The sequence below is a fragment of the Rickettsia endosymbiont of Urophora cardui genome (assembly GCF_964030725.1).
Classification (GTDB): Bacteria; Pseudomonadota; Alphaproteobacteria; order Rickettsiales; family Rickettsiaceae; genus Rickettsia.
In genome coordinates this window covers 580,167-593,273 of the sequence record NZ_CAXIPY010000007.1, presented here as the reverse complement: position 1 = coordinate 593,273, position 13,107 = coordinate 580,167, and the positions used below count along the sequence as shown (strand labels likewise).

The window sequence follows — 13,107 nt, the reverse complement described above, 5'->3', positions numbered from 1 at the left end:
ATGCATTTTTGCCTTAAAACCCTATTGCCTATAAGGCTTTTAGAGTTTTGGCGGACGGACTAGATAATGGCAAAGAATTTACCAATCATGAACAACTATTGCCAAAATCTGAACGAAAAGTATATTTTTGCAATCCTTATTCTCCATGGCAAAAACCATTGATAGAGAAGATTAACTCAATGGTGCACAGAGTATACTCTAAATCTTTAGATATAAAAAAATTAACAATAAAGCAATTACAAGAAATTGAGGATTTTTTAAATAATTTACCAAGAAAAGTGCTCGGTTATAAAACACCCAATGAGGTATGGGAAGAAAATATAAATCTGGCTTAATTTGTAGAAGTTAAGATTTGATCTTACAGACACTATAAATTTTGCCCCTGATTGTCAGTTAAATTTTGACTGTCAGATACATATTCAAGATACAAGATTTCATTATTCTTTTCAACAGCTAATTTCTTACTATCCTTAAAAGTTTGCATAGGAGTTTTTCCATAACAATATTTACCAGAATGAGGTCTTTCATTATTGAAATACTCTAGCCAGATATCAAGATCTAATTGTAGGTCATCAAGAGCTGTATAAATCTTTTTCCGCATAGCTGTATCAAAGAATTCTTGTTTCATGGTTTTATTAAAACGCTCACACATACCGTTTGTTTGAGGAGAATATGCTTTAGTAGTAGTATGCTCTATACCTTCGATACTTAGAAATAATTCAAAAGCATGATGCTCTATATTCCCCTTATATTCTGACCCACGATCTGTCAGAATACGAAGTATTGGTATCCCTTGAGTCTCATACCATGGTAACACTCGGTCATTAAGCATATCAGCAGCAGTTAAAGCTGTTTTATCAGTATATAGTTTAACATCAGCTACTCTGCTGTAGCTATCAATAAATACCTGAGAATAAACCTTACCTATACCCTTAAAGTTGCCTACATAATATGTATCTTGGCATCCTAGATACCCTGGATGCTGTGTCTCAATTTCTCCATGAGCTTCTTTTTCATTACGACGCTTCTCTAGCACTTGTAATTGTGCCTCAGTAAGCACAATACCATCTTGAGCCATTTTTGCTTCTAATGCTTTAAGTCTTTTACTGATGTTGTTTAAATCATTACGTAACCAAATTGATCTTACTCCCCCAGGTGATACAAGTACACCTGTCTTTTTAAGCTCATTTGATACTCTTAGCTGACCATATGCTGGATATTCTATTGCCATATCTAGTACTGCTTTCTCTACAGCAGGATCAACTCTATTCGCTATTATTGGCTTTCTTCGACTAATTTCATACAACGCTTCTTCGCCACCAGTTTCATACAGTTCTTTAAATCTGTAATAACTATCTCTACTATATCCCATCGCTTTACATGCTGATGATATACTACCAAGGCTCTTAGCTAATTCAAGTAAACCTAATTTTGGTTTTATTATTTTTTGATTTAAGTTCATTCTTTATCTCCATTTAATAATTAATTTATTTTACTAAATGTAAGATATAATCTCAACTATTACACTTAATTAATACTGGAATTTACCATCTATCCAATCAGCTCAAACTTTATTTTGGATATATGCAGCTCTAGTAGGCATGTCTTTATCGTACCTATTTCTTATTTACACTACTATCTCTATTGCTAGAACTTTCTTTATTTGTGCTGCTGTTTTTGGTATAATGAGCTTATATGGATATAGCACTAATAAGGATCTTACTTCTTGGGGTTCTTTCTTTGTAATGGGACTTGTTGGATTACTGCTTACTGCACTGGTTAACCTTTTCTTGCAAAGTCCTGCTGTGTATTTTGCTTCTTCTTTTCTAGGAGTAATCATCTTCATTGGGCTAATAGCTTGGGATACTCAAAAAATTAAATCTTTTTACTTCACTAATACTGACAATCATTTAGCACAAAAAATGTCTATTGTAGCTGCTTTTAACTTATATCTAGACTTTATTAACCTATTTTTATACCTTATTAGATTCCTAGGAGGATATAAGCGTCATGAATAATTACTTGAATTTTTCTATTCTAAAACTATATCTAGTTTAGATATATAATTATGTTACAATTCTATAAATTAACCTTATATGTTATATAGTCAAATTGAAGTAAAAGAAGGTAATTATGTTATACAACAATATTAAATTTTTAATAACTTGCATTACTGTTATTTTATTGGCTAATCCAACCATTGCGGCTGAGGATAAAAAAACATCAAATAGTAATCATTATACTAATACTATTTATTTACGTCATCCATTAGATTTTATTAATCGTCCTTTCTCTGCCTTTGATTATTACTGGAATAGCATATTTGATGATAGATTATCTATCTATGACTCAAGTTCTATAAAAAGTAAATTAATTACTCAAGATAAACAATATATCCTAGTCCTAGAAATACCAGGATATGATAAGGACAACATTAAACTTAAAGTAAATAATTATAAGCTTTTTATTGAAGCTAACATTGACGATACTAAAGCAAATAGTGCTACTGATCATTTAAATAAAAAATTTAATTATGTTATCTCTCTGTATGATGATATTGATCAAAATGCCATTTCTTCTAAGCTAAAAAATGGCATCTTGACCATTATTTTGCCTAGAATTGAACTCAAAGACCAAAATGGTAAGGAAATACCTGTGCAGTAAAGAGAATATAACAAGACTTACTCTATGTGTCGCATAATTCCCATGCATTCAGGGATCTTATGAAGTGATGCACTATAAAAACGTACCTTGACATCAAGGGTTTTTAAGCTTATTTATAATAACATAGCGTAAGTATTGTATAATTAAAACTTTTTTGATAATTGACTAACGAATATTAGAATTACCCTCAACGAACATTAAAATTACCTATAAAAAAGAAGTAACTATGGACAGTAAAATCGAATAAAAATTTATTTTTAAATATTTAAATATTATTCGAGAATTACTGATAACATGTACAAATAACCAAGTAGGTATTTTAATGCAAAAGATCAAAAAATATAATCAGATAATTTCTGCTGCAAAAGCAGGTATGAGTGTAAAAACGGCACGTAAGTATTTACGTATTAATAAGTATCCAAGCGAATTACGCACAATACGTAAATATAGGACACGTAAGGATCCATTTGTGAAGCACTGGGATGAAATAGAATCAATGCTAGAATCAGCACCGGAGTTGCAAGCAACTACCATATTAGCATATTTGACAGAAAAGTATCATGGGAATTATAATGGGAAGCAATTACGCTGTTTGCAGAAAAGGTTAAAACAATGGAGAGCTGCACATGGTAAGGATAAGACAGTAATCTTTTTACAAAATATTCTTCCTGGCAAACAGAGTCAGTCTGATTGGACCAATATGAATCAATTGGGTATTTGTATTGGTGGGCAACCATATCCTCACTTACTATTTCATTTTATGTTGCCTTATTCATGTTGGGAAACTTTTAGCATATGCCATAGTGAAAGTTTTGATATATTAGCATCAGGGTTTGAAAAAGCTGTATGGGAGTTAGGTGGAGTTTTACCAGAGCATCGTACAGATAATTTAAGTGCAGCTACCAAGCAATGTGGTAATAGTAGACAATTTACAGAAAGATGGCAAGAATTGCTTGGTTATTACAATTTTGCACCATCGCGAAATAATCCAGGCGTCAGTCATGAAAATGGTTCTGTTGAAAAAAGTCATGATACATTTAAGCAAGCAGTGAATCAACATCTGCTATTACGTGGATCACGTAATTTTGTTGATTTAAAAGCTTATGAATTATTCCTTACACAAATTAAAGAAAAGCGCAATAGCTGTAGAAAAGAAAAATTAGCTGAAGAATTAGTTCATTTACAAGAGTTACCAATCAGGAAATGGAATGCACCTACAATATTATCAGTACGTGTTAATCTGTAATAGTTGAGATTATATCTTACATTTAGTAAAATAAATTAATTATTAAATGGAGATAAAGAATGAACTTAAATCAAAAAATAATAAAACCAAAATTAGGTTTACTTGAATTAGCTAAGAGCCTTGGTAGTATATCATCAGCATGTAAAGCGATGGGATATAGTAGAGATAGTTATTACAGATTTAAAGAACTGTATGAAACTGGTGGCGAAGAAGCGTTGTATGAAATTAGTCGAAGAAAGCCAATAATAGCGAATAGAGTTGATCCTGCTGTAGAGAAAGCAGTACTAGATATGGCAATAGAATATCCAGCATATGGTCAGCTAAGAGTATCAAATGAGCTTAAAAAGACAGGTGTACTTGTATCACCTGGGGGAGTAAGATCAATTTGGTTACGTAATGATTTAAACAACATCAGTAAAAGACTTAAAGCATTAGAAGCAAAAATGGCTCAAGATGGTATTGTGCTTACTGAGGCACAATTACAAGTGCTAGAGAAGCGTCGTAATGAAAAAGAAGCTCATGGAGAAATTGAGACACAGCATCCAGGGTATCTAGGATGCCAAGATACATATTATGTAGGCAACTTTAAGGGTATAGGTAAGGTTTATTCTCAGGTATTTATTGATAGCTACAGCAGAGTAGCTGATGTTAAACTATATACTGATAAAACAGCTTTAACTGCTGCTGATATGCTTAATGACCGAGTGTTACCATGGTATGAGACTCAAGGGATACCAATACTTCGTATTCTGACAGATCGTGGGTCAGAATATAAGGGGAATATAGAGCATCATGCTTTTGAATTATTTCTAAGTATCGAAGGTATAGAGCATACTACTACTAAAGCATATTCTCCTCAAACAAACGGTATGTGTGAGCGTTTTAATAAAACCATGAAACAAGAATTCTTTGATACAGCTATGCGGAAAAAGATTTATACAGCTCTTGATGACCTACAATTAGATCTTGATATCTGGCTAGAGTATTTCAATAATGAAAGACCTCATTCTGGTAAATATTGTTATGGAAAAACTCCTATGCAAACTTTTAAGGATAGTAAGAAATTAGCTGTTGAAAAGAATAATGAAATCTTGTATCTTGAATATGTATCTGACAGTCAAAATTTAACTGACAATCAGGGGCAAAATTTATAGTGTCTGTAAGATCAAATCTTAACTTCTACACAAAAGATAGTCAAGATAAAATACAAAAGATTATTCTTGAATATCGTGAACAACATACTGATATATCAGATGCAGAATTAGTCACACTGTTTACACAAAGCTTAAAAGAATTTAATGGTACTAGTATAGTAATTAATAACTATTTAAAAGATCAAGACTTAAGTAATATAGGATATCCTATAAAGACTAATAAAACTCACTTACAACTTAATATGGCTAAACACTGGGCAGAGAGTCAAGAGGAGACGTTAGTTAGCCAAATAAATGATGGTAAATTTTATCATAAATTAACTAATACTATTGACCCTTGTGAGCTCCCAACTTTACAATCGCCAAGTGAACAGACATATTGGGGTAATGAGAATCCTTCTGTCAGTTCAGTATTGCTTGCGAGTCTTGCTGCCACTTGTAATAAAAAGCAAGACAGTATGGTTGGTGCGGCTACATCATTCTCTTGTCGTAATACTAGCTATCACTTACCGGATGACTTGATACCGTACTCTTATCCTTTCTCTTCTACACAGAGCATGATGCTGTTTGGAGATTATCAATATGGTGCTCAACGTGATTTTAAAAAGCAATTATTATTTGGTGCTGAAGATTGTTCGACATCTGTAGGTAAAGCAACATACCTTACTACCGAACAAGTTGAAAGTATAAGTACTATCACTATGAAGGCAGCATATTCTAACCCAGGCAATGAATATCATTATAATCCCGTTACTTTTTTAAGAGGTGATATCAAAGATGAACAATTAAAATTAATCCAACCTGGTGATATTTACCTTGTGCGAGGCCATACAGCTATTATTGCATCAAATCCTGATAATAAGAGTAATATTACTACTTTACAATTTAATAGAGATATAGACTCAGTAGAAAATAAAATATTAGGCGGTGGGACGTATGATTACAACCTACTTGATAAGGTGCATAGACTAAAGGATGGTATTTATATTTTGCGTCCTAATGTAGAACCGTTGCATGAATCTTGCTCGTTAAACGAGTTACTATATCGTATTGATCAAAAATATGCTACGCTTTTCCCTGGTGGTGCTGAGGACATACCGGGAGATTGTAGAATATTTTTTGAAGATAATGAATCTGCAGTGATCGGCGATATCAACGCAGACATCGCAACAACAGTTCTATCATGATTATAGCTCAAACCGTAAAGTCAATGATTATAGTAGAGATGCCTCTTTTTGAAAATTCAAGGACTAAGTAGAACAGAACCTATAAATTTTCTGCCCAAATTTCATTGGGTGTTTTATAACCAAAAATCTTGCTTGGCATGTTATTTAAAATCTCAGCAGGTGCTGTCTCACTAAGTGTGTAAATTTCTAGGATATGTTATATTAACAATAATATAATTTATCAGGAATAACATGAGTAACACTAACCAAGAGAAGATAAAACAAACAGTAGATTTGCTAGTAGATAAAGATACTGATTTAACGAGTTTTTTTGCCAAAGACGGGATGTTAAAGCAGTTAACAAAGAATATATTTGAAAGAGCCTTAAAAGCTGAGATGGATGAGCATCTTGGTTATAGCAAATATGGTAGGCTAGAGACTGAAAACAGCAGAAATGGTGTAGGCAAAAAAAGCCTCATTACTGAAGGGGGAGTATTGGAACTTGAAGTACCACGTGATAGAAATGCTGAATTTGCTCCTGTACTAGTACCAAAACGTCAGACTAGGATTGATGGATTAGATCAGAAGATATTATCCTTATATGCTAAAGGGATGAGCCTCTCTGACATTAAGATTCAGATTCATGAGCTATATGGTGCAGAGATCAGTGAAAGGGAAAGTTCTATGGTAAATTCCAGTATTAATTAAGCCAGATTTATATTTTCTTCCCATACCTCATTGGGTGTTTTATAACCGAGCACTTTTCTTGGTAAATTATTTAAAAAATCCTCAATTTCTTGTAATTGCTTTATTGTTAATTTTTTTATATCTAAAGATTTAGAGTATACTCTGTGCACCATTGAGTTAATCTTCTCTATCCATGGCTTTGTTGCATAAATAAGCTTTTGAATATACTGCCCCTAACCCCGCAATGCTAGCCTAGTCTATCCGCCAAAAACACTTCAAATCCTGATCATTTGTAATGGGATAGAGTTTTGACAACAAATTGCTAAGATTTTCAATAAAAATTAATAAGTTATGTTAATTTTTACTGATACATTTCTGTGTTGGTCTAATTTTGATATGGAGCTATTGTTAACGATTTTTTATCGTTCATCTAGTTTTTGCATGATGATATTTTTGATTTATGTGGAGTTAGACACGATTTGTAAATGATTTGCAATGCATCGTAAATTCAAACCAATAGCAGAGATTATTGGATTGATAATATCTCCTATCATACCTTTCAAGAAGTTTCTACCCATCCGACCATATTGCTTTAAGTGACCTATTATTGGTTCTATGGCACTGCGTCTCTTGATCATAGACTTGTCCTCTTGTAACAACTTCTTCCGCGTTTTTGGGGTATATACCTTACTCTTCTCCTTTACATTGCTACCACTATACCCAAGATCAACAAATGATTTCTTTATCTTGATTCCAGTGACACTCTCTACTGCTTCAAAGCTCTGATGCAATGTATGACCATCATAAGGATTATTATGAAACGATTTTGCGGATAAAACAAAATTTCTACGACCACTTACTACTACCGCTACTTTATTGCCAAACTCATATGGCTTGTTGCGTTTTCCCTTTCCTATACACTCTACTTCAGGGGCATGAAAACTATATAATACTTTGTTATCTTCTTTATATTGCTTTTTAGCTTCTCTTTTTAAAACAGATTGGTTATGTATTTGTTTTATTTTTTGCAATACTTCTTGATTTTTGAGAGACAAGTTTAATTGCTTATTTTTGATCTCACGCTCACATACTCTAATCAAACGACCCAGTAATATTTTTAAATGCTTCATTATTTTCCAACGCTTCTTGGCTTTACTATGTTCTTTATATTTCCATAGCTTTACTATATCGCGTTTATAGGTTCTAGCGTATGTTTCATTCAAATGTATACCCAAACTGTTGCAAAGCTTTACTATGCTAAGCCTAGCTTTATCCATTAAATAAACATCGTGTGGGTGTTTGATATTCTTAATTTGTACAGTCGTATCAGCGATGATTAATTCCAAATCTTTTTTTTTAATTGTGTTAGTTTTTATCCCAACCCTGATCAACTCCGATAATATCTCATTATATCCAGCTTCACCTAATACACTACGAAACCGTCGTATACTAGTTTCCGAGATAGCTATGTCTTTTTCTATATATTCCCACCCGCAGAAATACTGCCAATACATATTCTCTTTTAGCTCTTCCTCTGATAATGAATCTGAAAAATTATACATTGCTTGTAGCATCGTTATGCCAAGCATCACTCTATGACATTTTCTATTTCTACCAAATTTCTTAATACAAACATTTTTTGATAACCACTCTTCGAGCCTAGACCAATTTATTAATTCTCTTAATTTATATAGCTTATTATTTGGGTTTAATTCTTCTTTTAATTTATAACCAAACAGTTTCCCTTGTTCTTGCGATTTGATAATGTTGTCTATTGGCATTGACTGAAATCCATAAGGTTTATGACCATATTTTATCATTTTCTTACGGATTGTTGTATTACTTCTTGTCTTAAAACCATATTATCTATAAGGCTTGTAGAGTTTTGGCGGACGGACTCAGTATTTAAGGTTTTATATCTGACAATTGATTATATTACCAAAAAATGGTCTATGCCTATCCCCAATTGGAATGAAGCTATGGCTCATTTTATGATCAAATTTGATGGTAGAATTTAATGGTTCACGAAATTTACACAATTGATGAGACAGAGCCGACAATATTTTTTACTCAAAAATGGGTAATTTTAATATTCGTCATGGGTAATTCTAATGTTCGTTCATCATAGCTCTATAGTACCATTCTCACTAATCAGATTCTTACTAAAACTACCATTCCTCGCATTCTCAGTTTCAGCTCTATCATACTTGCTATAACCTAAATGTTCTGACATCTCAGCATGCAGTGCTCGCTCTAAAATACCCTTGGTTAATTCCTTAATTAATCCATTCTGACTTAGTACTGTTTTTAAATCTACTCCGCCTTCTATCAGCAAATCTATTGCTTCATTTATTTTTTTATTCTTCTCTATTTGCATTTCTGTTACCTATATTTTTAATTACTTCTAATATAGTCTCAACAAAAATTTACACAATCATTGCAAAAGACTCAAGGTTGTATCCTAAAATTAGCATTACTAAATAAGTATAGATATCGTCATTGCGAGGAGCATAGCGACGAAGCAATCTCAGGAGTTTTATTCTATTTCATGAGATTGCCACGCTCATTTTAGTCGCTCGTAAAGACGGCAATGACGTTTTATTCACTCCCCTCTTCTGCCACTTCTTCTTCAAACTCGCTATCTTCTTCATTATCATCAGAACTTTCAGCAATTAGAGAAGCAGATACGACTTTTTCCCCGTCCTCTAGTCTAAATAAAGTGACACCGCTAGTGTTACGCCCTGTAATACGTACTGTTTCAAGTTTACAGCGAATTAATTTACCGCTATTGGTGATAAGCATTAATTCATCATCCATTTTAACAGGCATAACGCCGACTACTAAACCGGTTTTGTCGTTAATATCCATGTTGATTATACCGCTACCGCCGCGGTCAGTAATCCTATAACCATAAGCCGAGCTTCTTTTACCAAAGCCGTTTTCGGTTACTGTTAAAATAAACTCTTCGGAATTTGCCATTTCTAAAATAGATTCAGCAGTCAAATCTTTACCTAATTCTTCAGAATTCAATTCTTCCCCTTTAGCGATCTCAAGTCTCTTCTCCCATGATACAGATAAATAAGCGTCTCGCTCTTCACGTGTAGCTTTGATACCTTTTAATACTGTCATAGAAATCACTGAGTCGTCTTCGGCAAGCCTCATACCACGCACTCCGTCAGAAGTACGGCTCTTAATCACACGCAGTGACTCAACAGGGAATCTTAGAGCTTTACCGGATTTAGTAGCTAATAAAATGTGCTCGTCTTCTTTACAAGGCTTTACATCTATTAACTTGTCATCTTCATCAAGCCTAATTGCAATCTTACCGTTTGACTGAATCTTTTTGAAATCTAATAAATCACTTCTTCTAATATTACCTTTAGCAGTTGCGAACATGATATTTAGATTATCCCACTCATCTTGATTTTCAGGCAACGGCATAATATTGGTTATATACTCATCACCTTTAAGCGGTAATATGTTAACCATAGGTCTACCTTTCCCTTGCGGATTACTTAAAGGAAGCTTATACAGCTTTAAGCTATAAACCTGCCCGATATTCGAGAAGAATAACATTGGCGTATGAGTACTACCAACAAAAACTTGCGTTGTTATATCCTCATCACGCATTGAAAGCCCTGACCTACCCTTACCACCTCGTTTTTGAGCTCTATAACTACTTAGAGGCACACGCTTTATATAACCACCAAGAGTTACAGTTACTACCATCTCTTCACGCTGAATTAAATCCTCGATATCCTGATCAAACTCACCGAATTCAATCGAAGTAAGACGAGGAGTTGCAAACTCTTCTTTAACTTTAATTAGCTCTTCTTTTAGAATTTCAAGTAACCGCTCACGTGAACCCAAGATATTTAGATATTCAGTAATCTCAGTGGCAAGGTTCTTTAAATCTTCCTCTAACTTATTCTTTTCCATGGTGGTTAAGCGTTGCAATCTCATCTCTAAAATTGCCTTTGCTTGGGCTTCGGTAAAGCTACATTTACCCTCTTCATTCAACATTGCCTTATCATCAACTAACTTCACAAGCGGCAGAATATTTAACGCATCCCAACTGCGTGCCATTAATTCTTGCTTAGCAGCATTTGGATCGCTTGCAGCTTTTATAATACGAATTATTTCGTCGATATTGCTAACAGCGATAGTTAGCCCTAGTAAAATATGAGCTTTATCTCTTGCTTTATTAAGTAAATATATAGTGCGGTTAGTAATAACTACTTCCCTAAAGCTAACGAAAGCCGCTATTACTTCTTTTAAATTCATTACCTTAGGCAAACCATCTTTTAGAGCAAGCATTATAACGCCAAAGCTAGTTTGAAGCTGCGTACAGGAATATATTTGGTTTAAAACTACTTCAGCGACAATATCTTTCTTAAGCTCAATATAAATTCTTATGCCGTTTTTATTCGACTCATCACGTAAATCGCTTATACCCTCAATACGCTTTTCCTTGACCATTTCGGCAATCTTTTCAACAAGCCTTGCTTTATTTACCATGTAAGGTATTTCGGTAATAATAATTGCTTGACGCCCGTTACCTAAATTCTCAATCTCAGCTCGCCCTCTTATAGCGATGCTCCCCCTACCTGTTAAATAGGCTGATTTAATACCATTAACACCTAGAATAATCCCGCTTGTAGGAAAGTCAGGACCTTTCACAACTTCTAACAGGTCTAAAATTTCTATATCGTTATTATCTACATATAAACAACAAGCATCAATAACCTCTCCAAGATTATGAGGCGGAATATTAGTTGCCATACCAACCGCAATACCACCACTTCCATTTACTAGTAAGTTCGGAAACATAGAGGGCAGCACTGAAGGCTCTTCTTCAGAACCGTCATAATTTGGGTTAAAGCTGACAGTTTCTTTATCAATATCCTCAATCAGTTTATGGGCTACTTTAGCCATACGTGATTCGGTATACCTCATTGCCGCCGCAGCGTCACCATCCAATGAGCCGAAATTACCCTGCCCATCAACAAGCGGTAGACGCAGTGAAAAATCTTGAGCCATACGCACTAACGAATCATAGATAGCACTATCACCGTGCGGGTGGTATTTACCCATCACGTCACCAACTATTCTAGCGGATTTTCTGTAAGCTCTGTTTGCATGGTTACCTGCTTCATGCATTGAGTAGATGATACGACGATGTACCGGCTTTAAGCCATCTCGAACATCCGGTATTGCCCTACTTACTATGACGCTCATAGCATAGTCAAGATAAGATACTTTCATCTCATCTTCGATATTTACCGGTACTAAATTAGAAGAATTATTGTCAGTCACGATTATATGGCCTTGAGTTTAATGATTATATTAATTATAGAGGTATAATTCATTTCTTTCAAGCTGAAGTTTTGACAAAAAGATAGCCAAACTTATAAGTTATGATATAAATACGCTCAAATACAAAAGGGGTTTTAGTGTGTATGATTATACAAGAAATAAAAAATTTTTCCCTATAATCAAGATGTGGTTTTAGAATTAATACTATCACTAGTAACTAATGATAGCGTTAACGCAAGATCTGTTGTTGAAATGATGCTCCTCGCAGCAGAGCTACGAGGTATCTATCCAAAAAGCTTTAACTGTTTTTGTTGAAATGCTTTATAAGAAGGTTTGCCTGAACCTTGATTCTGTACATAATTACGTAATTTCTGCTCATCACCATGTTTACCTACTGTGCTCATAAAATATCCTTTACTCCAAAACTCACTTCCCCATAATTTTTCTTTAAGATTTGGATATTTCTCAAACATTTTCTTAGAAGTAATACTTTTTATGATTTGAGTTATTTTTGTTGGGCTATACATTGGTATTGACTGTAATAAAAAATGTACGTGATCTTTATCTACTCCTATTTCTAAAAATCTAATTTCATAACGATCTTCTATGTGCTCACAAATTTTACACAAATAATCATCTAGTTCTTGATTGAATATTACTCTTCTATAGCTAACACGGAAATGTTTCTACCACAGATTAGGAAAAACTTAGGCATTGATCAATAATTTTACGTAAACAGTTTTTAAAGTTAGTCCAGCAATGTTTAATAGGATTTAGATCTGGTGAATATGTGAGTAAATACAAAAACTATGGTAAAAACCTTTCCGCGTTAGCTATATACTTTGCCAGCGTTACTAAATGATATATTAGTACT

9 protein-coding genes and 5 pseudogenes are annotated in these 13,107 nt (G+C 33.7%); 8 read left to right on the top strand and 6 right to left on the bottom strand.

What is annotated here, in order from left to right; genetic code table 11:
- Nucleotides 1-47: 47 nt before the first annotated feature.
- The gene (locus AAHI98_RS17150; protein WP_342225081.1) at nucleotides 48-335 is read left to right on the top strand and encodes a hypothetical protein; all 288 of its coding nucleotides are present in this window, start codon (nucleotides 48-50) and stop codon (nucleotides 333-335) included.
- A 32-nt stretch (nucleotides 336-367) separates the two neighbouring features.
- On the opposite strand, the gene AAHI98_RS17145 is transcribed toward AAHI98_RS17150, so the two are convergent.
- Entirely contained in the window at nucleotides 368-1,462 is a 1,095-nt protein-coding gene (locus AAHI98_RS17145; protein ID WP_342224693.1) for an IS481 family transposase, read from the bottom strand.
- 100 nt (nucleotides 1,463-1,562) lie between these two features.
- Between AAHI98_RS17145 and AAHI98_RS17140 the strand changes: the two are divergent.
- From AAHI98_RS17140 to AAHI98_RS17115, 6 genes and pseudogenes are all read left to right on the top strand, one after another.
- A pseudogene (locus AAHI98_RS17140) lies at nucleotides 1,563-2,018 on the top strand (Bax inhibitor-1/YccA family protein); the annotation flags it as partial.
- Between the two features lie 115 nt (nucleotides 2,019-2,133).
- Complete coding sequence (locus AAHI98_RS17135) at nucleotides 2,134-2,664, top strand: Hsp20/alpha crystallin family protein (RefSeq protein ID WP_342225551.1); 531 nt, start codon at nucleotides 2,134-2,136, stop codon at nucleotides 2,662-2,664.
- Between the two features lie 322 nt (nucleotides 2,665-2,986).
- The gene (gene istA, locus AAHI98_RS17130) at nucleotides 2,987-3,910 is read left to right on the top strand and encodes an IS21 family transposase (RefSeq protein ID WP_342225978.1); all 924 of its coding nucleotides are present in this window, start codon (nucleotides 2,987-2,989) and stop codon (nucleotides 3,908-3,910) included.
- 59 nt (nucleotides 3,911-3,969) lie between these two features.
- The gene (locus tag AAHI98_RS17125; protein WP_342224693.1) at nucleotides 3,970-5,064 is read left to right on the top strand and encodes an IS481 family transposase; all 1,095 of its coding nucleotides are present in this window, start codon (nucleotides 3,970-3,972) and stop codon (nucleotides 5,062-5,064) included.
- Nucleotides 5,064-6,251, top strand: coding sequence for an RP439 family protein (locus tag AAHI98_RS17120; RefSeq protein ID WP_342225979.1), 1,188 nt, complete (start codon nucleotides 5,064-5,066; stop codon nucleotides 6,249-6,251). The genes AAHI98_RS17125 and AAHI98_RS17120 overlap by 1 nt, the downstream gene beginning before the upstream one ends.
- Nucleotides 6,252-6,482: 231 nt before the next feature.
- Nucleotides 6,483-6,938 carry a transposase gene (locus AAHI98_RS17115; protein ID WP_342225980.1) on the top strand — a complete coding sequence of 152 codons (456 nt, stop codon included), beginning with the start codon at nucleotides 6,483-6,485 and terminating at the stop codon, nucleotides 6,936-6,938.
- On the opposite strand, the pseudogene AAHI98_RS17110 reads toward AAHI98_RS17115, so the two are convergent.
- A pseudogene (locus AAHI98_RS17110) lies at nucleotides 6,935-7,117 on the bottom strand (IS30 family transposase); the annotation flags it as partial. The gene AAHI98_RS17115 and the pseudogene AAHI98_RS17110 sit on opposite strands and share 4 nt — an antisense overlap.
- Before the next feature lie 258 nt (nucleotides 7,118-7,375).
- Nucleotides 7,376-8,737, bottom strand: coding sequence for an IS5 family transposase (locus tag AAHI98_RS17105; protein WP_342224717.1), 1,362 nt, complete (start codon nucleotides 8,735-8,737; stop codon nucleotides 7,376-7,378).
- Between the two features lie 75 nt (nucleotides 8,738-8,812).
- Here AAHI98_RS17105 and AAHI98_RS18910 point away from each other — a divergent pair.
- Nucleotides 8,813-8,935, top strand: a pseudogene (locus AAHI98_RS18910) (IS256 family transposase); the annotation flags it as partial.
- A gap of 107 nt (nucleotides 8,936-9,042) precedes the next feature.
- Here AAHI98_RS18910 and AAHI98_RS17095 read toward each other — a convergent pair.
- The 3 genes and pseudogenes from AAHI98_RS17095 to tnpA form a co-directional block, all read right to left on the bottom strand.
- Nucleotides 9,043-9,288: pseudogene (locus AAHI98_RS17095) on the bottom strand (transposase); the annotation flags it as partial.
- A 227-nt stretch (nucleotides 9,289-9,515) separates the two neighbouring features.
- Nucleotides 9,516-12,233, bottom strand: a complete 2,718-nt coding sequence (gyrA, locus tag AAHI98_RS17090) for a DNA topoisomerase (ATP-hydrolyzing) subunit A (protein WP_342226571.1) — start codon at nucleotides 12,231-12,233, stop codon at nucleotides 9,516-9,518.
- A gap of 284 nt (nucleotides 12,234-12,517) precedes the next feature.
- Nucleotides 12,518-12,901 (bottom strand): annotated as a pseudogene (gene tnpA, locus AAHI98_RS17085) (IS200/IS605 family transposase); the annotation flags it as partial.
- Between the last annotated feature and the right edge of the window lie 206 nt (nucleotides 12,902-13,107).

Coding starts and splice junctions, on each gene's coding strand:
- AAHI98_RS17145 (WP_342224693.1), bottom strand. CDS start 1,462: ATGAACTTAAATCAAAAAATAATAAAACCAAAATTAGGTTTACTTGAA.
- AAHI98_RS17135 (WP_342225551.1), top strand. CDS start 2,134: ATGTTATACAACAATATTAAATTTTTAATAACTTGCATTACTGTTATT.
- istA (WP_342225978.1), top strand. CDS start 2,987: ATGCAAAAGATCAAAAAATATAATCAGATAATTTCTGCTGCAAAAGCA.
- AAHI98_RS17125 (WP_342224693.1), top strand. CDS start 3,970: ATGAACTTAAATCAAAAAATAATAAAACCAAAATTAGGTTTACTTGAA.
- AAHI98_RS17115 (WP_342225980.1), top strand. CDS start 6,483: ATGAGTAACACTAACCAAGAGAAGATAAAACAAACAGTAGATTTGCTA.
- AAHI98_RS17105 (WP_342224717.1), bottom strand. CDS start 8,737: ATGATAAAATATGGTCATAAACCTTATGGATTTCAGTCAATGCCAATA.